The 23,907-nt window shown below is 41.7% G+C and carries 24 protein-coding genes; 15 read left to right on the plus strand and 9 right to left on the minus strand.

Translation table 11 applies throughout. From position 1 onward, the window contains the following. Positions 1–144: 144 nt before the first annotated feature. The 9 genes from ychF (at position 145) to wrbA (ending at position 7,629) form a co-directional block, all read left to right on the plus strand. A complete protein-coding gene (gene ychF, locus ASG46_RS06915; protein WP_007497458.1) occupies positions 145–1,245 on the plus strand; it encodes a redox-regulated ATPase YchF in 1,101 nt (366 codons plus the stop codon). Between the two features lie 108 nt (positions 1,246–1,353). Continuing rightward, positions 1,354–1,641: a 30S ribosomal protein S6 gene (gene rpsF, locus ASG46_RS06920; RefSeq protein ID WP_008347557.1), complete on the plus strand. Its 288-nt coding sequence runs from the start codon at positions 1,354–1,356 to the stop codon at positions 1,639–1,641. A 36-nt stretch (positions 1,642–1,677) separates the two neighbouring features. Continuing rightward, positions 1,678–2,220 carry a single-stranded DNA-binding protein SsbA gene (gene ssbA, locus ASG46_RS06925; protein ID WP_007497456.1) on the plus strand — a complete coding sequence of 181 codons (543 nt, stop codon included), beginning with the start codon at positions 1,678–1,680 and terminating at the stop codon, positions 2,218–2,220. A gap of 41 nt (positions 2,221–2,261) precedes the next feature. Further along, the gene (gene rpsR / locus ASG46_RS06930) at positions 2,262–2,501 is read left to right on the plus strand and encodes a 30S ribosomal protein S18 (protein ID WP_008347556.1); all 240 of its coding nucleotides are present in this window, start codon (positions 2,262–2,264) and stop codon (positions 2,499–2,501) included. Positions 2,502–2,700: 199 nt separating this feature from the next. Continuing rightward, complete coding sequence (locus ASG46_RS06935) at positions 2,701–3,666, plus strand: ABC transporter ATP-binding protein (protein ID WP_056703814.1); 966 nt, start codon at positions 2,701–2,703, stop codon at positions 3,664–3,666. After that, the gene (locus ASG46_RS06940; protein WP_056703818.1) at positions 3,659–5,176 is read left to right on the plus strand and encodes an ABC transporter permease/substrate-binding protein; all 1,518 of its coding nucleotides are present in this window, start codon (positions 3,659–3,661) and stop codon (positions 5,174–5,176) included. Before ASG46_RS06935 ends, ASG46_RS06940 begins: the two co-directional genes overlap by 8 nt. 190 nt (positions 5,177–5,366) lie before the next feature. Continuing rightward, entirely contained in the window at positions 5,367–6,338 is a 972-nt protein-coding gene (locus tag ASG46_RS06945; RefSeq protein WP_171465983.1) for a ring-cleaving dioxygenase, read from the plus strand. After that, positions 6,335–6,946, plus strand: coding sequence for an alpha/beta hydrolase (locus ASG46_RS06950; RefSeq protein ID WP_024718443.1), 612 nt, complete (start codon positions 6,335–6,337; stop codon positions 6,944–6,946). Before ASG46_RS06945 ends, ASG46_RS06950 begins: the two co-directional genes overlap by 4 nt. 59 nt (positions 6,947–7,005) lie before the next feature. Next, positions 7,006–7,629, plus strand: a complete 624-nt coding sequence (gene wrbA, locus ASG46_RS06955; protein WP_045034926.1) for an NAD(P)H:quinone oxidoreductase — start codon at positions 7,006–7,008, stop codon at positions 7,627–7,629. A 48-nt stretch (positions 7,630–7,677) separates the two neighbouring features. On the opposite strand, the gene katX is transcribed toward wrbA, so the two are convergent. Then, positions 7,678–9,267: a catalase KatX gene (gene katX, locus ASG46_RS06960; RefSeq protein ID WP_056703823.1), complete on the minus strand. Its 1,590-nt coding sequence runs from the start codon at positions 9,265–9,267 to the stop codon at positions 7,678–7,680. Positions 9,268–9,373: 106 nt separating this feature from the next. Between katX and ASG46_RS06965 the strand changes: the two genes are divergently transcribed. From ASG46_RS06965 to ASG46_RS06975, 3 genes are all read left to right on the plus strand, one after another. Continuing rightward, positions 9,374–10,030: a hypothetical protein gene (locus ASG46_RS06965; protein WP_056703826.1), complete on the plus strand. Its 657-nt coding sequence runs from the start codon at positions 9,374–9,376 to the stop codon at positions 10,028–10,030. A 149-nt stretch (positions 10,031–10,179) separates the two neighbouring features. After that, positions 10,180–10,674: an RNA polymerase sigma factor gene (locus ASG46_RS06970; RefSeq protein ID WP_007497431.1), complete on the plus strand. Its 495-nt coding sequence runs from the start codon at positions 10,180–10,182 to the stop codon at positions 10,672–10,674. Then, a complete protein-coding gene (locus ASG46_RS06975; RefSeq protein ID WP_017368457.1) occupies positions 10,675–11,532 on the plus strand; it encodes a DUF3298 and DUF4163 domain-containing protein in 858 nt (285 codons plus the stop codon). Positions 11,533–11,576: 44 nt separating this feature from the next. On the opposite strand, the gene ASG46_RS06980 is transcribed toward ASG46_RS06975, so the two are convergent. Next, on the minus strand, positions 11,577–12,506 hold the full coding sequence (locus ASG46_RS06980) for a manganese-dependent inorganic pyrophosphatase (RefSeq protein WP_056703829.1): 930 nt from the start codon (positions 12,504–12,506) through the stop codon (positions 11,577–11,579). 303 nt (positions 12,507–12,809) lie between these two features. On the opposite strand from ASG46_RS06980, the gene ASG46_RS06985 reads away from it, so the two are divergent. Genes ASG46_RS06985 through rplI form a run of 3 tightly spaced genes read left to right on the plus strand, consistent with a single transcriptional unit; the run spans position 12,810 to position 16,203 of the window. Next, positions 12,810–13,757 carry a YybS family protein gene (locus tag ASG46_RS06985; RefSeq protein WP_056703832.1) on the plus strand — a complete coding sequence of 316 codons (948 nt, stop codon included), beginning with the start codon at positions 12,810–12,812 and terminating at the stop codon, positions 13,755–13,757. Positions 13,758–13,777: 20 nt separating this feature from the next. Further along, a complete protein-coding gene (locus ASG46_RS06990; protein ID WP_017359884.1) occupies positions 13,778–15,757 on the plus strand; it encodes a DHH family phosphoesterase in 1,980 nt (659 codons plus the stop codon). Then, entirely contained in the window at positions 15,754–16,203 is a 450-nt protein-coding gene (rplI, locus tag ASG46_RS06995) for a 50S ribosomal protein L9 (RefSeq protein ID WP_007497423.1), read from the plus strand. Before ASG46_RS06990 ends, rplI begins: the two co-directional genes overlap by 4 nt. A gap of 201 nt (positions 16,204–16,404) precedes the next feature. On the opposite strand, the gene ASG46_RS07000 is transcribed toward rplI, so the two are convergent. The 7 genes from ASG46_RS07000 to ASG46_RS07025 form a co-directional block, all read right to left on the minus strand. Beyond that, positions 16,405–17,619, minus strand: coding sequence for a CynX/NimT family MFS transporter (locus ASG46_RS07000; protein WP_017368453.1), 1,215 nt, complete (start codon positions 17,617–17,619; stop codon positions 16,405–16,407). A 22-nt stretch (positions 17,620–17,641) separates the two neighbouring features. Next, positions 17,642–17,785: a YycC family protein gene (locus tag ASG46_RS20465; protein WP_008347524.1), complete on the minus strand. Its 144-nt coding sequence runs from the start codon at positions 17,783–17,785 to the stop codon at positions 17,642–17,644. A 72-nt stretch (positions 17,786–17,857) separates the two neighbouring features. After that, positions 17,858–18,592 (minus strand): alpha/beta hydrolase, encoded by a 735-nt coding sequence (locus ASG46_RS07005; RefSeq protein WP_056703834.1) that lies wholly within the window; start codon positions 18,590–18,592, stop codon positions 17,858–17,860. An 89-nt stretch (positions 18,593–18,681) separates the two neighbouring features. Further along, positions 18,682–19,647 carry an iron-hydroxamate ABC transporter substrate-binding protein gene (locus ASG46_RS07010; RefSeq protein WP_056703837.1) on the minus strand — a complete coding sequence of 322 codons (966 nt, stop codon included), beginning with the start codon at positions 19,645–19,647 and terminating at the stop codon, positions 18,682–18,684. 98 nt (positions 19,648–19,745) lie between these two features. Then, on the minus strand, positions 19,746–21,371 hold the full coding sequence (locus ASG46_RS07015; protein ID WP_056703840.1) for an AraC family transcriptional regulator: 1,626 nt from the start codon (positions 21,369–21,371) through the stop codon (positions 19,746–19,748). A gap of 209 nt (positions 21,372–21,580) precedes the next feature. Further along, positions 21,581–22,462: an alpha/beta hydrolase gene (locus ASG46_RS07020; protein WP_056703842.1), complete on the minus strand. Its 882-nt coding sequence runs from the start codon at positions 22,460–22,462 to the stop codon at positions 21,581–21,583. Between the two features lie 498 nt (positions 22,463–22,960). Further along, positions 22,961–23,818 carry a hypothetical protein gene (locus ASG46_RS07025; RefSeq protein ID WP_008347513.1) on the minus strand — a complete coding sequence of 286 codons (858 nt, stop codon included), beginning with the start codon at positions 23,816–23,818 and terminating at the stop codon, positions 22,961–22,963. Positions 23,819–23,907 lie beyond the last annotated feature (89 nt).

A 23,907-nucleotide genomic window follows, 5' to 3' on the forward strand; every position in this document is an offset into this window, starting at 1 on the left:
CTCCGATTTAGTCTTTTTGGTAATGTTTCTTCTATTGAAAATGCATGATGGTTAGCTTGTCTTTTCATGTAAACCTACTTATAATTGCTCTAGGTTCATATTACGCAGTATAACGAGCACGTTTCATATAGAGGAGATGAAAGAATGGCTTTAACAGCTGGTATTGTTGGCTTACCTAACGTCGGGAAGTCAACGCTATTTAATGCAATTACACAGGCTGGAGCGGAGTCTGCTAACTATCCGTTCTGTACCATTGATCCAAACGTCGGAATTGTAGAAGTTCCAGACGAGCGTTTGCAAAAACTAACAGAATTAGTGCAGCCAAAAAAGACAGTTCCGACTGCTTTCGAATTCACTGATATTGCTGGTATTGTGAAAGGTGCATCTAAAGGAGAAGGTTTAGGAAATAAATTCCTTTCTCATATTCGTCAAGTAGATGCGATCTGTCACGTGGTGAGAGCTTTTGCTGATGATAACATTACACATGTGTCAGGTAAGGTTGACCCAGTGTCAGATATTGAAACGATTAATTTAGAATTGATTTTGGCTGATCTAGAAACGGTTGAAAAGCGTTTAACTCGTGTGAGTAAGCTTGCGAAACAAAAAGATAAGGAAGCGGTAGCTGAATTTGATATTTTGGAAAAGCTGAAGGACGCATTTGAAGCTGGAAAATCTGCAAGATCGGTTGAATTTACAGATGAGCAGCAGAAGCTTGTGAAGCAGCTTCATTTACTCACGTCAAAACCTATTCTGTATGTAGCAAATGTGAGTGAGGACGAAGTAGCAGATCAGGACGGAAACGAATATGTACAGCAAATTCGTGAGTTTGCATCTGGCGAAAACGCTGAAGTCATCGTCGTTTGTGCGAAGATTGAGTCTGAAATTGCAGAGCTTGAAGGAGAAGAGAAGCAAATGTTCCTTGAAGAGCTAGGCATCAAAGAATCAGGTTTAGATCAGTTGATCAAAGCGTCTTATTCACTTCTTGGCTTAGCTACGTATTTCACAGCAGGTGAGCAAGAAGTACGTGCTTGGACATTTAAAAAAGGAATGAAGGCACCAGAATGTGCTGGAATCATTCATACGGACTTCGAGCGTGGATTTATTCGTGCTGAAACGGTTGCTTATGAAGATTTACTAGCTGGCGGAAGTATGTCTGCTGCAAAAGAAGCAGGAAAAGTTCGTTTAGAAGGTAAAGAATATATAGTGAAAGATGGAGACGTCATTCATTTCCGTTTTAACGTATAGGTTCTTGTCATAGGCCAAGTAATTTGTTATAATATACAATTGTGAGTAATATAATTTATTGCTCCTTGCCCGTATAGGGCCGCTTAGACCAAAAGGAGGTGCAATCAGATGAGAAAGTACGAAGTTATGTACATCATCCGCCCAACAGTTGACGATGAGGCTAAAAAAGCAGTTATCGATCGTTTTAATAACGTGTTAACTTCTAACGGTGCGGAGATCACTGGAACAAAGGATTGGGGTAAACGTCGTCTTGCATACGAAATCAACGATTTCCGTGAAGGCTTCTACCAAATCGTAAACGTTCAATCTGACGCTGCAGCAGTTCAAGAATTTGACCGCTTAGCTAAGATCAGTGACGATATCATTCGCCACATTGTTGTTAAAGAAGAAGAATAAATCATTGAAATATATATTTAAAGGTGGTCTTTCAATATGCTAAACCGTGTTGTATTGGTCGGAAGACTAACAAAAGACCCTGAGCTTCGCTACACGCCTAATGGTGCGGCTGTAGCCACGTTTACTCTAGCTGTGAATCGTACGTTTACGAATCAATCTGGAGAGCGTGAAGCCGATTTCATTAACTGTGTTACTTGGAGAAGACAAGCCGAGAACGTGGCTAATTTCTTGAAAAAAGGAAGTCTTGCCGGTGTAGACGGTCGCTTGCAGACAAGAAACTATGAAAACCAGCAAGGACAGCGTGTCTTCGTGACAGAAGTTCAAGCTGAAAGTGTTCAATTTCTTGAGCCTAAAAGCGGCGGTGCTGGTTCAGGTGGATACAGCGGCGGTGGCAATAGCGGAGGCCAGTATTATGGCGGCAGCCAAAATGATCAGAATCCATTTGGAAATGAACCAAGTCAAAATCCATATGGCAATCAAAACAACCAAAATCGTAATCAGGGAAATAGCTTCAATGATGACCCATTTGCGAATGATGGTAAACCGATTGACATCTCCGATGATGATTTGCCATTCTAATTGATCTGAAAAAAATGACCAAAGGAAAGGTGTGAAAACAAATGGCAGGTGGACGCAGAGGCGGTCGTGCGAAACGTCGTAAAGTATGTTTCTTTACTTCTAACGGAATCACGCACATCGATTACAAAGATGTTGATCTTCTTAGAAAGTTTGTTTCTGAGCGTGGTAAAATTTTACCTCGTCGTGTAACAGGAACTAGCGCTAAGTATCAACGTAAATTGACATTAGCGATTAAAAAATCACGTCAAATGGCATTACTTCCATACGTTACTGGTGAGTAAGTCGTTGACTTAAAAGCGAAGGGCCTTGAGCTCTTCGCTTTTTTTATTTGTCTCACTTTTATGAGAAAGTCGTTTCTGGCAGTCTAACTAGGGGAAGTATGTAAAAAGAGAGTCAACGTGACAGTTTGTTCTATACAAATACTAGGTTAATCTGTCATATTGGTATTTTAAAATATACTTGCAGTCAGGGCGTGGGAAGATGATTGAATTTAAGAATGTATCGATGCAATTTTCTGATGACCGCTATGCCGTTCAATCTGTTGATTTGGAAATTCAGAAAGGTGAATTTTTTGTATTGATTGGGCCTAGTGGAAGCGGGAAAACGACGACTTTGAAAATGATCAATCGTCTCATCTCTTCTACAGAAGGTGAGATTTACATAAAGGGTCGAACCATCAGCGATTATGATATTTATGAGCTGCGCTGGGATATTGGTTATGTGCTTCAGCAAATAGCATTGTTCCCTCATATGACCATAGAAGAGAATATTGCTGTAGTGCCAGAGCTGAAACAATGGAAGCGGACTGAGACAAATCAGCGTGTTGATGAGTTGATGTTCATGGTGGGGCTTGAGCCTGCTACCTATCGACATCGAAAGCCAGCAGAGCTTTCAGGAGGACAGCAGCAGCGAGTGGGCGTAGCACGGGCACTTGCTGCTGATCCTGAGATTGTCCTAATGGATGAACCTTTTAGTGCGTTAGATCCACTGACGAGAGAGAAATTACAAGATGATCTGCTTGAGTTACAGCGCCGTATTCAAAAGACCATCGTTTTTGTGACACATGATATGCAGGAAGCCATGAAGCTTGGAGATCGGATATGTGTTATGAATGAAGGAAAAGTGGTGCAGGTTGGACGCCCAGAGGAATTGATTCAGCATCCAGTTACTCCATTTGTGCGGGAGTTTGTTTCAGGAGCTGCCCGTCATGTAGACCATCAAGCATTTGAGCTGACAACTATTTCTCAGCCCATGCCTCAAGATGATCTGTTAGGCGATGAGGTGGTCTCCATCCATGCGACGCTGGAAGAGGTTCTATCTCGACTGGCAGAGCATGAAGAGCTTGTTCTTGAGAAGGATGGGGAACGGATCGGGCTCATCACTCGTCAAGCGGTGATTCAGTATTTAGCCGGTACTTCTGCTGAGAGGGGCGAGACACATGAATGAATGGACCAGTGTGTTATGGGCTCGAAAAGATCAGCTCGGACACGCCTTACTTGAGCATATTCAAATTTCCTTCATTGCGTTATTTCTAGCGATTTTGATTGCCATTCCATTAGGGATTTATTTAACGAGAGTTCCTAAGATAGCAGAGTGGATCATTGGGGTGACGGCTGTCTTGCAGACAATTCCGTCTTTGGCGCTGCTTGGACTGCTGATTCCTCTCGTTGGGATTGGTCAAGTGCCCGCAATTATCGCTCTTGTCGTCTATGCTCTTCTTCCTATTTTAAGGAACACATATACAGGCATTCGTGAGGTCGATCCGTCGCTGCGAGAAGCGGCGCTCGCTATGGGAATGAATCACCGCAAACGCTTATTAAAAGTAGAACTCCCTCTTGCTATGCCGATGATCATGGCAGGTATCCGAACGGGGATGGTCCTGATTGTAGGGACAGCCACTCTTGCAGCTCTTATTGGGGCAGGTGGATTAGGGAGTCTGATTTTGCTTGGAATTGATCGAAATGATATGTCTTTGATCATCATTGGTGCTATTCCAGCTGCATTACTTGCGCTCTTATTTGATGTGGTCTTGCGGACACTTGAGAAAATCTCCTTTAAAAAAACCGTGATCTCTGTGACGGTCTTTGCTGTAATAGCAGGAGCAGTTGTCGCTGCCCCATTGCTGTTTCAACAAGAAAAGAAAGAGATCACCATTGGAGGGAAGCTGGGGTCAGAGCCTGAAATTTTGATCTCCATGTATAAGCTTTTAATTGAGCAGGATACAGATATCCAAGTCAATCTTAAGCCTGGTCTTGGTAAGACGTCCTTTGTTTTTCAAGCACTGCGGTCTGGTGATATTGACATCTATCCTGAATTTACAGGGACAGCGATTTCTGAATTTCTGAAAGAAACAGCGAAAAGCACGGATAAGGAAAAAGTGTATGAGCAAGCGCGCCAAGGTTTGGCGTCATCCTTTCAGCTTCAGCTTCTTCAGCCGATGGCTTATAACAATACATATGCTTTAGCCGTGCCTCAATCACTAGCGGATCAATATGATTTATCAAAGATTTCAGATCTGGGTCAAATCAAGAATCGTATACGTGCTGGCTTTACTTTAGAGTTTTCTGATCGTCAGGATGGATATTTAGGCATTCAAAAAGCTTATCAGTTTTCTTTTGACGATGTGGTCACGATGGAACCGAAACTTCGATATCGCGCCATTCAAAAAGGGAATATTCAGTTGGTCGATGCGTATTCGACAGACAGTGAATTGAGACAATACAAATTGAAGGTGCTTGATGATGATAAGCATGTTTTCCCGCCCTATCAAGGAGCGCCCTTGCTAAGACAGGAGACATTAAAAGAGTATCCTGAGATTGAGGCCTCTCTCAACAAGCTCGCTGGTCAAATCACAGATGATGAGATGAGAGAAATGAATTACGAAGTCAATGTGAAGGGGAAAGATGCATTCCAAGTAGCTGAAGCCTATTTAAAAAAGAAAAAATTGCTTCAATAATCAAGGGAAAGCAGGTCTGCTATATACAAAGCGGCCTGCTTTTGAAAAGAAAAAAACAAAAATCATTGACATCTATTTCAAAAAGGAATATCCTTAATTCGAGATAAATATATTTTTTGGTCATATATCTCGAATTCGAGATAATATAAAAGCGTCAGTCAAGACATAATGAGTAGGGACATGTTACGTCATGAAGAGGAGGTCATTAGAAGTGAAGAAAACAGCAGGAATTCACCATATCACAGCAATTGTTGGTCATCCTCAGGAGAACGTTGATTTTTATGCAAGTGTTTTAGGTCTGCGTCTCGTGAAAAAGACCGTCAATTTTGATGATCCAGGCACATACCATTTATATTTTGGAAATGAAGGAGGTTCTCCAGGTACCATTATTACGTTTTTCCCTTGGCCAGGTGCACAAAAGGGACAAATTGGAGCAGGTCAAGTAGGTGTGACAACATATGTCGTACCGACCGGTGCCTTCTCTTTTTGGAAGGAACGGCTTGAGCAGTTTGACGTTTCTTATGAAATGATTGAACGTTTTGGTGAGGCCTTTCTCTCATTTGAAGATCCGCACGGTTTATTGATAGAACTTGTAGAGCGTGAAGAAGGAAAACAGAATGACTGGACATTTAATGGGGTAACACCAGAAGTAGCGATTAAAGGATTTGGTGGAGCTGTTTTATTAACTTCACAGCCTGAGCAAACGATGCAGCTGCTAGAGCAAACGATGGGACTTGAAAAAGTCGGCACTGAAGGAGATTATGTGAGATTCCGTTCGTTTGGAGAAATCGGCAATGTCATTGATGTGAACAAGACACCTGTTGCACGAGGACGTATGGGCGTGGGTGTTGTACATCATATTGCGTGGAGAGCAACAGATGATCAGGATCAATTAGATTGGCAAAGACATGTGGCGCAAAGCGGATATCAAGTGACGCCTGTGCAAGATCGAAATTATTTCAATGCGATTTATTTTAGAGAGCTTGGCGGCATATTATTTGAGATTGCGACCGATCCTCCAGGGTTTGCACATGATGAATCTGTGGAAACGATGGGTGAAGCGTTGAAACTGCCACCGCAATATGAGGCGCAGCGTAGTCAAATTGAACAAATCGTGCTGCCGATTGAGGTAAGAGAAATCAAAGGGAAAGGAGATTCATGATGAAGCATCTTTTTCAAAAAGGAAAGAATGAACAAAAACCTGTCCTTCTCATGCTGCATGGAACTGGCGGGACAGAGCAAGACTTATTGCCGCTTGCAGAAGTGGTAGATCCTGAAGCATCTGTTCTTAGTGTGAGAGGAAATGTATCAGAAAACGGCATGCCGCGTTTTTTCAGGCGTTTGGCAGAGGGTGTTTTTGATGAGCAAGATTTAATTGAGCGTACAGAGGAATTATATACATTTATCGGGGAAGCAGCAGATAAGTATGGATTTGATCGTCACAATGTGGTAGCCATCGGCTATTCAAACGGGGCGAATATTGCTGGAAGTCTGTTATTCCATTACGGAGATGCGCTGAAAGGAGCGATCCTGCATCATCCTATGGTCCCAAGACGAGGGGTTTCATTACCTTCATTAGCGGGGAAACAAGTCTTTATAGCAGCTGGTGAAAATGACCCAATGTGTCGCCCTGAGGAATCTCAGGAACTAGAGCAACTGCTTCAGGAGGCGGGAGCATCCGTAACGCTTCATTGGGAAAATCGTGGACATCAGCTAACGAGAGAAGAAGTCGATGCTGCGGCATTGTGGTATCGTCGTCAATTTAAATAAGGTGGGGAATACAGGTGGGATTTTTACAGAAGCTATTTGGGCAAACCAAACAAAAGGAGATGGAACAAGTGGAAAACGTAAAACTAGCGATTATTTATTATAGTTCAACAGGTACAAACTATCAGATGGCAAAATGGGCTGAGGCTGGAGCGAAAGAAGCTGGTGCTGAAGTCAAAATTTTAAAGGTTCCTGAATTGGCACCAGAAGCAGTTGTTGCATCAAATCCAGCATGGAAAGCACATTTAGATGAAACAAAAGATGTCCCTGAGGTTCAGTTAAGTGACTTAGAGTGGGCAGATGCCATTATTTTCAGCATGCCGACACGTTTCGGTAACTTACCGGCTCAAATGAAGCAATTCTTAGACACAACAGGCGGTTTATGGTTCCAAGGGAAACTAGCAAACAAAGCAGTGAGTGCGATGACATCTGCACAAAACCCAAATGGCGGACAGGAGCAGACAGTTCTGAGCCTGTATACAACGATGTTCCACTGGGGAGCCATTATTGCCGCTCCTGGATACACGGATGATTCCCTATACGGCGCAGGGGGTAACCCTTACGGTGTGAGTGTGACTGTTGACCAAAATGGAAAGATCCAAGAGGATGCAGAAGCAGCCGCAAAACATCAGGCGAAACGTACAGTCAATGTAGCAGAATGGATCAAAAAAGGTCAAAACGCTTAATAGATGTATACAAAAAGAATGCAGCCACTCCGCTGCATTCTTTTTTCATTAATAAGGATCTGAAGGTGTGCTGTTGTTGATCGCATCGTTGACAGCCTGTGCCGCGCCTGTTGATCCAATGGGTCCGCTTGGCTCCTCTTGTTTGAAGGTTTTTAAGCCATCGGCCACACGTTTTCCGTAGTCAGGATCAGCTTTTGTGAAGTTTTCGATCATTTGGTCTTGGATGTCTTTTTGGCAGGTAGCTAAGGTGTTGACTAAGTTTTTAATCAGTTCCTCACGTTCCCAATCATTGAAGCGACGATAGGTTTCTCCGGCTTGTCCGAAATTGTTCGGGCGGTCAATGGCTTCCCGTTTGACTTCACCCTCTACAAAAGGCGTATGATCCTTTCCATCTTGCTGCGCTTCTTTTAATCCTCCGAGAATGGACGGTTCATAATTCACATGGGGGTTTTGTCCTTTTCCTTGATCCACATGATATTCCATTTGCCCATCTCGCTGATTGGTGGCAACATGCTTTTTCGGTGCATTGATCGGCAGCTGTAAATAATTTGGCCCGACACGATATCGCTGCGTATCAGAGTATGAGAAGGTACGTCCTTGCAGCAATTTATCATCTGAGAAATCTAATCCGTCTACAAGAACCCCCGTCCCAAAGGCAACCTGTTCCACTTCTGCAAAATAATTTTCTGGATTTTTGTTTAGCACCATTCGTCCGATCGGTTTCCATGGATAGTCATCCTTGTACCAGAGCTTTGTCGGATCGAGTGGATCAAAGTCTAGATGGGGGTGGGTGTCATCTTCCATGATTTGCGCGTATACTTCCCATTCAGGATGATCCCCTTGTTCAATGGCTTCATATAAATCCTGTGTGGCATGATTAAAGTTTTCCCCTTGAATGGCTTGGGCTTGTTCTTGTGTCAGGTTGCGAATTCCTTGCTTTGGTTCAAAGTGATATTTGACCAACACTGCTTTTCCTTCATGATTCACCCATTTATAGGCATGGACGCCAGAGCCTTGCATGTGCCGGTATGTGGCAGGAATGCCCCATGGCGAGAAGAGAAATGTCACCATATGTGTTGCTTCAGGTGATTGTGAAACGAAATCAAAAATGCGCTCACCATCCTGACGATTGGTGACAGGGTCAGGCTTAAAGGCATGAACCAAATCAGGGAATTTCAAAGCATCTCGAATAAAGAAAATTTTGAGGTTGTTCCCAACGAGATCCCAGTTGCCGTCTTCTGTATAAAATTTGATCGCAAATCCCCGCGGATCGCGTAAAGTTTCTGGTGAATGTCCGCCGTGAATAACAGAAGAGAATCGAACGAAGACAGGGGTCTTTTTTCCTTTCTCTTGAAATAATTTGGCTCTTGTATAAGTGGAAATGGGTTCGTCACCGAATGTACCGTAGGCTTCAAAGTATCCGTGTGCGCCGGCACCTCGTGCGTGAACGACACGTTCAGGGATGCGTTCACGATCAAAATGACTGATTTTCTCTAGGAAATCGTAGTTTTCAAGCGTAGTCGGCCCTCTATTCCCAACGGTTCTCATGTTTTGATTATCTGTTACCGGGTGACCTTGGCGATTCGTCAAGGTTTCTTCTGACTCTGAAGATGATGTAGGCTGTTGATCTTCTTTCAAGGTAGAATCCCTCCTTCAATATCTCCCTAACAATATGGTCATGTTGCTCCCTATTTCATACAAGGATTGATATAATGAGTGAAAACTTTTATGAGGAGCGGACCTAATGATTCGATTACACTGTCTTCACGCACATTCATCTAATATTTCTTACATTGACGACGCTTTTTATGATACAGGATTTGATCTCCATCACATCGTCGATTCATCCTTTATGGAACGAGCCAAACAAGATCCCGCATTTGATCTTGAGCAGCAGCAAACCTATGCTATCAACAGACTCATGCAAGAAGGAGAGGCTGATCTTGTTTTATTAACGTGTACACAATACATTGCGGCTTTGGGGGAGCAGCAGCACCTGTTCAAACAACCAATTGTTCCGATAGATGAGCCGTTATTTGAGCAGATTTGTGAGCGAGAGGGTCCGCTTCAGCTGGTGTTTTCAAACCCAGATACAGTAGAAGGAACGATGAAGCGACTGTCTTCATATGTAAAAGAGCGGGGAAAGCAGTTGAAGGCAGAAGTGGTTGTGCTAGAGGATGTCTTTCATCTTTGCTTGAACGGTGATATACAAGCCTACCATGAGCGAATTATGGAACAGTTAAGGCAATCTGTGAAGCAGCATGGAGATATATGTGTGATGCAGCTCTCGATGGTTCACGCTGCAAAGCAGGTGGAGCAGGAAACAGGAGTGTCCATCATTCATCCGCTTTCACCACTTAAACCATTTGTTTATCAAAAAATAACGGCTTTAAAAGAGTGAACCCGTCAGGTTCGCTCTTTTTGTATAGAAACGTAAATGGGATGACATGTTAAAAAAATAATGGAGCGCAAACTATTTTTAACAGGTGCGCGTCTATCCAATGTAAGAAATAACAGATGCGCATTTAAGATAAAGGAGCTCTTTGTAAAATGAAGAAACGAAAGATTGATGATCAATTTGCGGATTACGTAATGGAGCATAAACACAGTTTTTATCGATTGTCCTATAGCTATGTCAAAAACCCAGAAGATGCGATGGATGTCGTTCAAGAGGCGATTCATAAAGCACTCAAATCTGTTCACCGATTAGAGGATGCGACCAAGATGCATAGCTGGTTTTATAAAATCGTCGTAAACGCTGCCCTCGACTTTTTACGAAAGAAGAAGCGTGTGCAAGTGACAGACGATGACACGCTGGAATTTTTATCACAGGGTGAATCGGATGTCTATGAGGATCAAGACGTCAGACGGGCAATAGAAGATTTGCCGGAGATGTATCGGGTCATCATTATATTAAGATTCTTTGAGGATTTAAAGCTAGAGGACATTGCTCATATTCTTGGAGAAAATGAAAATACCATCAAAACAAGATTATATAAGGCGTTGCGGCTTTTAAAAGTAGAATTATCGCAGGAGGAAATATAAATGGATAAGCATTTGGAACAGTTAAAAGAGGAATATCTAGAAATCCCTATTCCCCCGGAATACGATGCTATGGTTGAACGGACATTAAAACGAAAAAACAAGCAACCTCATTTTCAGAAATGGACGATTGGACTTGTTGCTGCAGCTGCTTTATTTGTCACCACTGTAAATGTCAGTCCGCAGGCAGCAAGAGCGATTTCAGAAGTACCCGTCATTGGAGAGCTTGTGAAAGTCGTGACGTTCACAGAATTTAAAAAGAGTGATCAGGGAACAAATATTGATCTCAAAACACCACATGTTTCAGGGCTTGGGGACGGAAAATTACAAGACAGCCTGAATCAAAAATATTTAGCTGAAAACAAAAAGCTGTATCAAGATTTTGAAAAGGAAACAAAGGGTTATAAAAATGGTCATTTGAGTGTAGAGAGCGGATATGAAGTAAGAACAAATAATGATCAAATTCTTTCACTAGGTCGATACAAGGTGACGACTCAGGCTTCTGCGGCAGAGGAAATGACATATGATACGGTGGATAAGAAAAACCATGTACTCATTACATTACCAAGTCTATTTAAAGATGACCGTTATATTGATGTGATTAGTGAAAATATTAAAGAACAAATGAAGAAACAGATGAAAGAGGATTCAAATAAGATTTACTGGATGACGAAGCAAGATACGGTTGATCCGTTTAAGAAGATTCAGCCAGATCAAAGCTTCTATATCAATTCAAAAGGCAAACTGGTGATTTCCTTCAACGAATATGATGTGGCGCCTGGTTACATGGGTGTAGTTGAATTCACGATTCCAACAAGCGTGCTAAAGGATATTCTCGTCAGCGATATGTACATTCATTAAAAGAAGAAAAAAGACTGCTGAAGATGTCAGCAGTCTTTTTATGTTTATGAAGAAAGTGCGTCTGTTAGTGCAGGCACGACTTGTTTCTTTCTTGATACAACACCTTTTAGTAAAGCAGTGTTGTTTTCAAGTGTGACATTAAATGCTTTTTCTACTTTTGCTGCTTCAGCACCAAGGGCAAGCGCAAGAGAGTCATTTTCTAGAATGTCTGTGATCACTAAAACAAATAGATCAAGACCTTTCGCTGCGATGACTTCATTGATTTTTGCTTCGATGTCAGCTTGTCTTGCTGTTACTTCAGCGATATCAACTGTATTAACTTGTGCAATTTCGACTTTGCTGTTACCTAGTGCAAATTCTTTTGCATCCAGTGTGATTAATTCTTGAACTGTTTTTTGGCTTAGGTCAGCTCCTGCTTTCAGCATTTCTAAACCATATACTTCAGGGTTTACTCCTGCGATTTTTGCCAGTTCATGCGCAGCATCAACATCCTGCTGTGTGCATGTTGGGGATTTGAATAGCAAGGAATCAGAAATGATCGCAGACAAAAGCAAACCAGCGATTTCTTTTTCAATTGTGACTTGGTGCTCTTTGTACATTTTGTTTAAGATCGTTGCTGTGCAGCCAACTGGCTCAGCACGATAGTAAAGAGGTTCACTTGTTTCAAAGTTGGCAATACGGTGATGGTCAATGACCTCTGTCACTTGTACTTGATCAATATCGCTTACACTTTGTTGGAATTCGTTATGATCGACAAGAATGACTTGTTTTGTTTCGTTTGCAGCCGTTTCAATGAAACGAGGTGCTTCTTGTTTAAAGAAATCTAATGCGTATTGTGTTTCTCCATTGATTTCTCCAAGTCTGACAGCTTCTGCTTGAACGCCAATTTTGTTTTTCAGATCAGCGTAAGCGATAGCAGAGCAAATCGTGTCTGTGTCAGGGTTTTTGTGTCCGAATACGAGTGTTTTTCCCATGTGAATTCTCCTTCTTACTTTTATTGATGATGTTTCTATTCTAACAGCTTTTGACCTTGAATTCAGGGTTTATAGCTAAGAATAATCTAAAAAATTGTAACATGCTGTCTGAAAAGTTGCATGTACAAGACGATCTAAGTTGTTCCACGTGAAACGCTCTTGGAATAGCCTGCATTTTACTTGCGATTTACGGCTATGGTAAAATAAAGGTTGGGTCAAGATATGACGGAGCGTACATCGTACGTATACATAGAAGTACACATTGAGCAAGATATAGAAAAATGATTGGATTGAGGTGAAGGTGTGAAACAAACAAAAGCGTTAGTAGAAGGCGCTATCATGATCAGTATTTTTGCGGTCATGACGCTGTTTTATTTGTATGTGCCACTTTTAGCCATTATTTTCTTCATGGCTGCTCCGATTCCGATCATTCTCTATACAATCAGGCATGGCTTGAAAAAAGGAATTGCGGCTGGCGCTATTGGCATAGTGATCAGCTTTTTAATTGGGTCTATTAATGGGCTGTTAAGTGCGCCAATGCTGATTGCTGTTGGAGTAGGTATGGGTGTTTTCTACAGAAGGAGGCAGCCAGGTCAGGCTATTATTACGGGTGCGCTGATCTACTTATTCAGTTTTCTCATTTACTTTGTTGTCAGTGTCCAGCTGTTTCAAGTAGATATACTGGGTGTCGCCAAGGAATCAATTGACCAAATCATGCCGATGGTAGAGAGTACCTTAAAACAATCTGGCGCTACTGATCAGGACATAGCAAAACAACTCAAGCAGTTTAGAGAGATGCAGGATACGGCATTAAATTCTTTACCTGTAGCGCTTTTGATTTTTGTCACGCTCATGTCTTTCGTCAATCATTGGTTTATGCGGCCGTTGATCAAACGGTTTGTTCCAGACATGCCAGCTCTTAAGAAATTTAAGGATATGCGGCTGCCAAAAAGCATGGTATGGTATTATTTACTCACACTGCTTTTGATGCTGATTCAGCCGGAGAAAGGCAGCTTTTTATCGCTCGTGCAAACGAGTGCTTTTCAAATTTTATTTATACTGGTGCTTATTCAGGGCTTTTCTTTTATCTTCTATTATTGCCACGAAAAAAACATCTCAAAAGTGGTACCCATTTTTGCCGTCGTATTGACGATTCTCTTTCCGCCAATCGGTGTGATTGTGCGTATTATAGGGATTGCTGACATAGGCTTTGATTTAAGAGAAAAAGTAAAAACAAATAATTCACTCTGAATGTTGAGGAGTTGATATCAGTGCCAAGCTTCTATCGAAAACCTGTCATCAAGTATCCGATCTTCGCGTTAATTGTTCTTGCGGTGATCACAGTCCTCCTCAACCTTTATTTTAATTGGATCATAGGAGCGGTTGGTCTTTTAGTCCTTGCGGGTGTGCTCTACTTTTTAAAGTGGGCAGATACGCAGGTACAAAAAGAGATTGATTCATATATTTCAACATTATCCTATCGAGTCAAAAAGGTTGGAGAAGAAGCATTAATGGAGATGCCAATTGGTATTATGCTGTTTAATGACCAATATTATATCGAATGGACCAATCCATTTCTCGCTTCGTGCTTCCATGAAAGCACACTTGTCGGCAGATCCTTGTATGATACATTTGAATCCATTGTGCCTCTTATTAAACAAGAGGTTGAGACAGAAAATGTGACGCTGAATGACCGGAAATTCAAAGTCATTATTAAACGGTCAGAGCGCCTTTTATATTTCTTTGATGTCACGGAACAAGTGCAGATTGAAAGACAGTATGAAAATGAACGAACGGTGTTATCTTATATCTTTTTAGACAATTATGATGATGTGACGCAGGGGCTTGATGATCAGGTGCGTAGCGCGATAAATAGTGAAGTCACATCGCTGTTAAACAATTGGGCACAAGAATACGGCATTTTCTTAAAAAGAATTTCATCTGAACGATTTATGGCTGTATTAAACGAGAGCATCTTAGCAGAGCTTGAAGCGTCGAAGTTTTCCATTTTAGACGAGGTTCGTGAGAAAACAGGGGCACATAGCGCCACACTTACCCTTAGTATTGGAATCGGTGCGTCTGTTCCTTCTTTAAAAGAACTTGGCGCACTTGCGCAGTCGAGTCTTGACCTTGCCCTCGGACGAGGCGGGGATCAGGTAGCGATTAAACAGCCGAATGGGAAAGTGAAATTCTACGGTGGAAAAACCAATCCAATGGAAAAACGGACACGAGTACGCGCACGGGTCATTTCACATGCTTTAAAAGAAATTGTATCTGAAAGCGGTAATGTCATGATCATGGGGCATAAGTTCCCCGACATGGACTCTATCGGTGCCTCGATCGGGATTTTAAAGGTTGCTCAGGCGAATGGAAAAGAAGGTTACATCGTCATTGATGCCAACCAGATTGGGGATAGCGTTCAACGCTTAATTAGTGAAATTAAGAATTATGAAGAACTTTGGTCCCGTTTTATCACGCCTGAGGAAGCGATGGAGCTTGCAAAGGATGACACATTGCTTGTGGTCGTAGATACACATAAACCGTCGCTTGTGATGGAAGAACGACTGCTAAATAAGATCGAAAACGTCGTTGTCATTGACCACCATAGACGTGGTGAGGAATTTATCCGTGATCCTTTACTTGTCTATATGGAGCCGTATGCTTCATCTACAGCAGAACTTGTGACAGAGCTGTTAGAGTATCAGCCGAAGAAATTGCGGATTAACATGATTGAGGCCACAGCACTTCTTGCTGGGATTATCGTGGATACGAAGAGTTTCTCCCTCAGAACGGGGTCAAGAACGTTCGATGCAGCATCCTACCTTCGTGCAAAAGGGGCAGATCCTGTCCTTGTGCAAAAGTTTTTGAAAGAGACAGTCGATCATTACATCAAACGGGCAAAGCTCATTCAGCATACAGAGCTGTATCAAAATCAGGTAGCGATTGCTTCCTTGCCGTCTGACAGATCTGAGTATTATGATCAAATTACGATCGCACAGACGGCTGATTCTCTCTTGTCGATGAGTGAGGTTGAAGCATCATTTGCTGTCGCAAGGCGAGATGACGATACGGTCTGTATTAGTGCAAGATCGTTAGGGGATATCAACGTTCAAATTATTATGGAAGCATTAGATGGCGGCGGTCATTTGACTAACGCTGCGACCCAGATTTATGGTATAACCATTGAAGAAGCGGTAGAGAAGTTAAAAGCTGCCATAGACGAATATTTCGAAGGAGGGGTTCAAAGATGAAAGTCATCTTTCTAAAAGACGTAAAAGGCAAAGGGAAAAAAGGCGAAGTCAAAAATGTAGCTGACGGATACGCTCACAACTTTCTCATCAAACAAGGGTTAGCTGTTGAAGCAACTCCAACGAACCTAAGTGCATTGGAAGGGCAGAAAAACAAAGAGAAAAAGAATGCCATCCAAGAGCTTGAGCAAGCGAAACAATTAAAAGAAACACTTGAGGCGCTGACAGTGGAACTCACTGCTAAATCAGGTGAAGGCGGTCGTCTATTTGGATCGATCACAAGCAAACAGATCGCTGATAAATTGCAAAAAGAACATCAAATCAAACTCGATAAGCGTAAAATCGAGTTGAATGATGCCATCCGTGCGTTAGGATACACAAATGTACCGGTGAAGCTTCACCCAGAAGTACAAGCAACATTAAAGGTGCACGTCACAGAACAAGCATAAACAGAAAAGAACCCGTCTCCTCGTGAGACGGGTTCTTAGCGTGTAGACAAACCCTAGCATTCGGTGTCAGTCCTGCGCGCTGGTGCTCACGAATGTCAAATTCGCTCCGCGCCAGTACTCGCCCTTCCTAGACTGCAAAGGTTTTCTATCACGCTGAAAAGAAGACAAAGGGCTAAAATAAAGTTCATTTTACCCCTTTGTTTATGACGGATCTGAAATATAGACGCTTCGTCCAGCACGCATACCGGATATAAACATGAAAAATAGGACGATGATAAAGATGATAATGGCTGGTGTCCATGTATGTGTCACATCAAAAAGGATACCGATCATGAATGGACCAACAGCGGCTAATAAATAACCGAGTGACTGCGCCATTCCAGAGAGGGCAGCTGCTTGTTCCATATTGGTTGTTCTTAATCCGATAAATGTGAGGGCAAGACTGATACTGGCCCCTTGTCCGACGCCGATGAATAGCACAGAGATGACAAGAATAGGCGTCGACCCTCCGAGAAGGAGTCCAATCATGCCGAGTAAATACACAAGGACAAGGCCGACGACAAGCGGTCTTTGCGTTTTTAATTTTTCTGCAAAGACGGGCGTTAAGAAGGTGGATGGCAGACCAGTGAACTGCATAATAGAGAGCATCCATCCCGCTGTCGCCAGGTTCATGCCATGTGATGTCAAAATATCAGGAAACCATGCGATACTGCTGTAGAAAAGGAATGATTGCAAGCCCATAAAAAAGGTCACCTGCCATGCGACACGTGAACGCCATATTGGCTGCTCTTTGAGCGAAATGCTTTTGACAGCAGCTGTGTTCTGATGAAGAAGCTGCGGCGCCCACACCATCATCGCAAGAAGGGCAAGTCCGGCCCAGACAAGGAATGATGTATTCCAGCCCCCAGGCATCGCATGACTGAGCGGAACGCTGACACCAGATGCAAGTGCAGCAAAAACGGACATCGATGTCGTATACACGCTTGTCATTAATCCAGCATGTGCAGGGAATTTATGTTTCACAAGTCCAGGTAAAAGCACATTACAAATCGCAATCCCGACGCCAACTAGCGCCGTTCCCATCATTAAAAAGGTGATGCTGCCAAATGAACGAATGACAATCCCAAAGAGCAGGACAGCAAGCCCAAGCCAAAGTGTTCGTTCATTCCCAAGACGTTTTCCGATTTTAGGTGCAATGGGAGATAGCAATGCGAATGAGAGCAGTGGTAATGTCGTGAGGAAACCAGCAAGTCCATTTGATAGCTGTAAATCAGAACGAATGGCACCGATCACAGGACCAACAGACGTAATGGCTGGCCTCAGGTTAAAGGCAATGAGTAAAATCCCAGCAATCAGCAAAATGGTTTGACCTGTACTGCGAGGATGAAATGTTGATTTTTCTAGTTGTTGTTCCATGAATGTAAACTCCTTTATTTCTTTAAGAACGATCTTTCTTCTGTTCAAGCTCCGCTAATTTAGCTAATAAGATGTGCTGCGGCATATGCATGATTTGCTCTAACGGTACATTGAGTGATGCAGCAAGCTTTTGTGCGGTATCGGCTGAGATTTGTAAAGGTCTCATGCGCAAATCCCTCCTCTTTCAATCTATACGTTCCAATATACCATATCAACTTTGTACCTTGCTGATAAAAAATTAAGGTTTTCTTTTATAAAACCACTTGATGGCCGATAAGAAATTTTTTTGAAATTGTTTCAGATGGTGGCCCTCTCCTTGTTCAATGTGAAAGTGAAGCTTTCGTTCCTGCATGCCTTTCTGTAATAAAAGATCATGGAGTTGTTTGTTGAATAAAGGCATGTGCTGTTGGACAGATGTTTTGCCTTTCCCTTCTTCACTGCCTACAGACAAATAGACAAGGTGGTCCACAGACTGAATGCTTTGTTGTTTAGCAAACGGTAGAAAATCTGGATACCAAAATGACCCGGAGAGGGATGCGATACGTTGAAAAAGGGTAGGTTGCATCAATAGGGTATAAATAACAAATAGTCCACCTAATGAAGCACCTACATGGCTATGTTCATGACCGGTCTGTTTGACTGGGTATTCTCTTTTGATATATGGAAGCAAGTCATTTGCTAAAAATGACACATATGTCTGTGCCTCACCTTTAAAGTCAGGGAATCCAGAATGCAGTGCTGATGCCTTCCAGGGTGTATATTCGTCAAGTCGATTGAAGGGGTGTATACCGACGATGATGATTGGCGAGATGGTTTTGGCTTCAATCATGCTTTCGATCTCTAGCAGGTGGGTTCTAAATAAAGAAGAGCCATCTTGTACAAAGACAGCTGGAACATCAATAGAGGTGTCCGGTGGAAGGTAAATATCAAGCTGCCGCCCGTTCAATTCGTTATATAGAAACGTTCCGTTCATGTGTATTCTCTCCTTCAAGTTTTCAAGCTCCGCTGAAAAGAAGAACAAAGGGCTAAAATGTTTAGCCCTTTGTCAAGATGCGCATCTTTTTAGTTGGTTTGATCTAGCCATTTGACAGCCTGATCAAGGAAGGTAGTTTTGCTTAGTGCTGTTCCTCCCTGAAGCATAGGATCAACGACATTTTCATTGATGTGTCCATTTTTCACAGCTTTTAGGCTGTTCCAAATTTTATTTCCCTCTAAGTCCTTCAATGCATTTGGATTCGATGAGTTTTCCTCTTGGGAGAACTGAACAAAGATATAATCAGGATTGAGTTCACCTAGGCGTTCCAATGAAATCATTGCTTGTGCTTTGGCTTTTTTGATATCACTTGGTGTTGTAAATCCTAAGTCCCCATATAAAGTAGAGTTGAAGTATACGTCTTCAGGGTACACGTACAGGTCGCCCTGTCTAATGCGTAAAATGACAGCTGTTTTGTTGTTGCTTTTGTCTTTCAGGGTTTCTTTCGCTTGTTTGAGATCTTTCTGATAATCAGAAATGATGCTTTTCGCTTCTTCACTTTTTCCAGTCAGTTCACCGAGTAATAAAAGGTTGCTTTCCCAGTCGGAAGAGACATGTGATACTGGGATCGTCGTTTGAACTTTATCTAGTTTTTTAATTGTTGCAGGCGGGAACTTGGTTGATCCGAGTATCACGTCTGGTTTTAGTTTTAAGATTTTTTCTAGGTTCGGTTCTGTTTTTTCCCCAATGCCTTCTGTTTTTGCTGTAATGTCTTTAAATAATTCAGGGAAAGTGCCGCCGACAGTAGAAGCACCAATAGGCTCGATACCAAGTAGTTTTGCATCTTCCATCGATTCTAGGCTTCCAGCAATGACGACTCTTTTCACTGGTGTTTTGAGTTTGTACGTTTGATCTAAATATTTGATGTTTGTTTCTGCTGCTTCAGCTGACTTGCTTTTGGTTGTGTTTGAAGCCGGTTTATTTTCTGCAGCACCACAGGCTGCTGCGGTGATCGTCATGATACAAAGGATAAGCAATGCGAACCATTTTTTCATTTATTTTCTCCTTTAACTGATAATTGTTCTCAATTAAAGATTGTAGTAGTCATTCGTCCTTTTATCCATAGACAATGATCTGTCTAGTGATGGACTTTTTACGGAAAAAAAGATAAAAGGTCCTGAATGACTCGTTGATGACTGGCTGCTGTGTATTCACGCCAAGGGTCAGAAGCGAGTGGATAGACGGCTTGTTGCGTCACAGCCTTGAGATTTTGCCAAGCCTCCTGTTGCTTTAACTTTTGATAAAAAGCAATGGTTTTTGGTTCTTTATGCAACAAGAGGAAGATGGCATCGGGGTCTAACTGCTGTATAGAGTGAATGCTGATTTTTTTTTCGATGAGCTGTCCATCATTCTGAAAAGCTGGTAGAAGGCCAATGTCATGAAAAATTACTTCTGCCATAGTACGATTGACAGATAAGTAGAGCTGATCTTGAAAGATACGAAGAGGCAGGACGGTTCTTGGTGGATGATCAATAAGGCATGCCTTTTTCGCTTGAATGACGAGTTCTTCGTAATGAAGGAGCCATTCTTCTGCTTCCCTCGTTTCGTTTAAGAACAGAGCTGTTTGTCTGAATTGAGCGCGCCAATCCAATTGTGTGAATGGAACAAAGTGAACAGGACAGATGGTTTTCAACACTTGTTTTTCTTCCTCTGTCACATGATCATTGGCAATGATCAGCTCAGGTTGTGCTTCCTTCAATTGCTGTAAATTGGCTTCAGCGTGCTCGTAGATACGATGTGCACTCAGATGAATCGGAATTTCTTCTGCATAATGCTCAAAATCATGTGCTGTCCATTTAGGGTGAAGAGGGGCAGCATATGGGATGATATGAATAGGTGTGAGCTGTCCGAGTATGGAATGACCATAGGCAGCCATTTTCCGTTGACGGCTGTTCATATAAGCAGAAGGAGTGATACCCGTTTTTTTCTTAAAGATACGGCTAAAGTAATAGGGGTCTTGATAGCCGATGTCCTGTGCAATGTCTTTGAGCTTTGCATGACCTTTCGCCATGAACTGTTTGGCTCTAGCCAGTCTTTTCTTGGTGATATAATCAGTGACACTCACATCAAAATGCTTTTTAAATAGCTCGCTGTAATGATTGGCGCTGATACCAGCCATATGAGATAGACTTGTAAGGCTGAGAGGTTCTTCGGAATGTTGATCGATATATTGTTTTGTTTTGAAAAGGGCGTGTGTTGTGTCACAAATGTCTTCTTTATGCAGTGTGAAAAGCTGCAGGATGAGCTGTTGAAAAAGGGTTTGGCTTCTAAAAAAGCTAATGGATTCAGGTTTTTGCCATTTTGCTGTCATGTCGGACAGTAAAGAATGAATGTGTTCAATCGAGCTAATATCGATAAATTGCCATACATTCAGTAAAGATCGGGCTTGTTCAGTTGATACTTCTTCTATGCTTTGACCTTGTGGCGTGTACATCTGAAAGCGAAACAGATAGAGCTCGTGTTTTTGATGTGGCTCTGTTTTCAACATAAATGTTTCCCCAGGCATCATCGTATAGAGAGTCAGATTTTTCAATCGCCATCTTTGATCATTCAATGTAAGTAAACCGCTGCCGCTTATGTTAAAGAGGAGGCAGAAAGTATCTGAAAACTGCTGCTCCGTATGTGGAAGATCTGCATTATTTATTTTTTCAGTATATGTTAATCGATAAATGCATTGTTCAGCATTTACCTTTGTACATAATTGATGATTGTTTCCCATAAAACCACCTGATCTCTTATTAATTGATAAATATTCTCAATTGAATTGTATCAGAAAGAGCTGGAAAATGGTGTGTTTATTCTGTCAAAAAAGCACCCTGATGGAGATCAGGGTGCGTAGGGTGTAGAGAAATACTTGCATTCGTTGTCCGTCCTGCGCATGTGATAAGGGCAATCTTTTGAGATAGATCACTATGTTTCGTGTGTTCACTAGCTTTTTTCCATGTCTGTGGTTGTTAAAGGATCATCATGATAGAGTGCAAAACGAAAAGCATAATTCATCAGCACCGGCAAAACGGACGTATGTCCTTCTTCAGGGAACTCGTGATAGGCAGTATGCAAGCCGTATGACGATAAAGGCAACATACGATTTGCTAGTGAATTGGCATGATCATTCATTTGACATGGATGATGTTTTTCTAACTCACCTACACCTACAAGCAGCCTGACATCCATAGGCACCTGACGTATATAGTTGGTGAATTGGTGTTCTTTTTCTAGAAATAATTTTTTGTTCCAGTGGATAGAAGGGCTCCCTGCAATATATGTCTGATAAGCATCAGGGTGCTCAAATAGTGTGTGTAATACAAAAAGACCACCAAGAGAATGCCCAAACAGTGTTTGACGACTTTGGTTGATCGGAAAGCGTTGTTCGATATAGGGCTTTACCGTCATTTCTAAAAAAGAAAAGAAAGTAGAAGCGCCGCCATATGTATGGTTGGAGAAGTCCTTTCTTTTCCTCCCAATGGAAGCATCAGGGGCGGTAAGAGTGAGATCATAATGCCTAAGCGGATGATAGGATTCTTCTGTTTGATAGCCAATTCCAACAATGATTGCAGGTATGATTCCTGTTTTTTCAGGTCTTCTTGACTGTAAACGAATGGCTTCGACCATTGTGCCAAAAAGCGAATTTCCATCAAGTACGTACATGACTGGAAAACCAGCCGCTGGAGGAGTAGCATTCGGTTTAAATATAAAAAGTCTGTATGGGTGTGCTGTGATATCCAGTTGCTCCGTCCCAGGTATAAAAAAGGGGCGGCTTTCTCCGAAAAGTGAATTCTCAGTACCCATTCCTTCAGGGTGTTTCAACATATATAAAAATTCCCTTCCTCAAAATGATCCTCATATGGTGATAAAAGCAGACTTGTGAATATTGGTTGGATGAGAGTATTACTTGAAAACTTCAAATGAAAATGATTCTCAATTATCATGTGAGCAAACCAAATAATAATAGTTATTAATTATAAAGTCAAATGTTCATAAAGTTATGTAAATGTTAATTTCGCCCAATTCATTGATGCGGCCTGCTCTGCTTCTATATTTTGCGTCGGCAGCCGGTCATCGAGAAGTTCCGCCATACCAAGCACCGTCCTTTCATACAAAAATACACTACTCTTCTTTTTAACATTTTCATTCATAACAAAATGAAATGGTCAGTCGGGGTTCTGCTAGAGAGCGTGTTGAAAGAGGAGGGGCTGTTTTAAAAGTGGCGAAATAACATATAACATCAAAAATGAGGCAATAAAAAAAGTAAGGGATGTGCCCTTACTTTTTGATCAATTGGTGTACATATCTGTTAACATCATTCACTTAAAATCCATCTGTGACATCATATTCGTAACGGATATCGGCTTTGACATTGCTCATAGTAGATCTCGCGGTAGCTTTTGCGTTGTACTTAAAGCTCCATTTTTGAGCGACTCTTAATTGATCATCCAGAGATATACGATAAGAACCACTTGTTGCAGAGGAGAAAAGTGATTGATACCAAATGTTACTATCACTAGCCATTAGTTTGTGTGTGACATTCCCTTGGTTGGGTGTTTGAGTGCTAGTTGTCGTAATCGATTTGACAATTGCACTTTTAGGAATAGAAGAATTGTTCGTTAAATCCATTGTAATGACAGAAGAATCAACCCCTAAAAAATTTAAAGAAGAATTCCCCAAGTTTGTAGCCGTCCCCGTAAAATTGAATGTCCCATTTCCAGATTTGATACGATCTTGAATGGAAACAGAAAAATACATGTCTCCGGTATATGTACCACGGGTTACTTTCACAAAATAAGTTTCTGAAGTTGAAGTCACGTCACCAGTATTTGCAAAAATAAAGGGTGTTACTGAGTCAGGATTAATTACTTCTGTTTTCGCATCAGAATATTTTGAGTTATAAACCTCGATTTTCATCCCAGTATATTGCTTATTATACGAACTTCTGACATAAACTCTTTCACCTTTATTGATCGTAAACTGATAATACGCTTCATTTTCACCTTCAGGTAAGATTGTCGTGTCTGAACGACTATTTTTCCAATATCCCATTGAACTTGCAGTGTTAGGACTGTTATTCCCGGTAATTGCTGCTTCCGCTGACTTAGGTGCAAAAAAACTAGTAACAAGCGCCAATAATAATGCTGGTAATAATAAACGTTTAAAGATAGTATTTGTCATATATTAACCCTCCTTGTAATAATTACTATATCGACATTAAACTAACAAATTTTAACTGAATTGCCGATATATTTAATAATCACTATTTT

The sequence above is a fragment of the Bacillus sp. Leaf49 genome (assembly GCF_001426125.1).
GTDB lineage: Bacteria > Bacillota > Bacilli > Bacillales > Bacillaceae > Bacillus > Bacillus altitudinis.

What these genes read in the sequence shown, in the direction of transcription:
- ychF (WP_007497458.1), top strand. Translation starts at nt 145, where the DNA reads ATGGCTTTAACAGCTGGTATTGTTGGCTTACCTAACGTCGGGAAGTCA.
- rpsF (WP_008347557.1), top strand. Translation starts at nt 1,354, where the DNA reads ATGAGAAAGTACGAAGTTATGTACATCATCCGCCCAACAGTTGACGAT.
- ssbA (WP_007497456.1), top strand. Translation starts at nt 1,678, where the DNA reads ATGCTAAACCGTGTTGTATTGGTCGGAAGACTAACAAAAGACCCTGAG.
- rpsR (WP_008347556.1), top strand. Translation starts at nt 2,262, where the DNA reads ATGGCAGGTGGACGCAGAGGCGGTCGTGCGAAACGTCGTAAAGTATGT.
- ASG46_RS06935 (WP_056703814.1), top strand. Translation starts at nt 2,701, where the DNA reads ATGATTGAATTTAAGAATGTATCGATGCAATTTTCTGATGACCGCTAT.
- ASG46_RS06940 (WP_056703818.1), top strand. Translation starts at nt 3,659, where the DNA reads ATGAATGAATGGACCAGTGTGTTATGGGCTCGAAAAGATCAGCTCGGA.
- ASG46_RS06945 (WP_171465983.1), top strand. Translation starts at nt 5,367, where the DNA reads ATGAAGAGGAGGTCATTAGAAGTGAAGAAAACAGCAGGAATTCACCAT.
- ASG46_RS06950 (WP_024718443.1), top strand. Translation starts at nt 6,335, where the DNA reads ATGATGAAGCATCTTTTTCAAAAAGGAAAGAATGAACAAAAACCTGTC.
- wrbA (WP_045034926.1), top strand. Translation starts at nt 7,006, where the DNA reads ATGGAACAAGTGGAAAACGTAAAACTAGCGATTATTTATTATAGTTCA.
- ASG46_RS06965 (WP_056703826.1), top strand. Translation starts at nt 9,374, where the DNA reads ATGATTCGATTACACTGTCTTCACGCACATTCATCTAATATTTCTTAC.
- ASG46_RS06970 (WP_007497431.1), top strand. Translation starts at nt 10,180, where the DNA reads ATGAAGAAACGAAAGATTGATGATCAATTTGCGGATTACGTAATGGAG.
- ASG46_RS06975 (WP_017368457.1), top strand. Translation starts at nt 10,675, where the DNA reads ATGGATAAGCATTTGGAACAGTTAAAAGAGGAATATCTAGAAATCCCT.
- ASG46_RS06980 (WP_056703829.1), bottom strand. Translation starts at nt 12,506, where the DNA reads ATGGGAAAAACACTCGTATTCGGACACAAAAACCCTGACACAGACACG.
- rplI (WP_007497423.1), top strand. Translation starts at nt 15,754, where the DNA reads ATGAAAGTCATCTTTCTAAAAGACGTAAAAGGCAAAGGGAAAAAAGGC.
- ASG46_RS07000 (WP_017368453.1), bottom strand. Translation starts at nt 17,619, where the DNA reads ATGGAACAACAACTAGAAAAATCAACATTTCATCCTCGCAGTACAGGT.
- ASG46_RS20465 (WP_008347524.1), bottom strand. Translation starts at nt 17,785, where the DNA reads ATGAGACCTTTACAAATCTCAGCCGATACCGCACAAAAGCTTGCTGCA.
- ASG46_RS07005 (WP_056703834.1), bottom strand. Translation starts at nt 18,592, where the DNA reads ATGAACGGAACGTTTCTATATAACGAATTGAACGGGCGGCAGCTTGAT.
- ASG46_RS07010 (WP_056703837.1), bottom strand. Translation starts at nt 19,647, where the DNA reads ATGAAAAAATGGTTCGCATTGCTTATCCTTTGTATCATGACGATCACC.
- ASG46_RS07015 (WP_056703840.1), bottom strand. Translation starts at nt 21,371, where the DNA reads ATGGGAAACAATCATCAATTATGTACAAAGGTAAATGCTGAACAATGC.
- ASG46_RS07020 (WP_056703842.1), bottom strand. Translation starts at nt 22,462, where the DNA reads ATGTTGAAACACCCTGAAGGAATGGGTACTGAGAATTCACTTTTCGGA.
- ASG46_RS07025 (WP_008347513.1), bottom strand. Translation starts at nt 23,818, where the DNA reads ATGACAAATACTATCTTTAAACGTTTATTATTACCAGCATTATTATTG.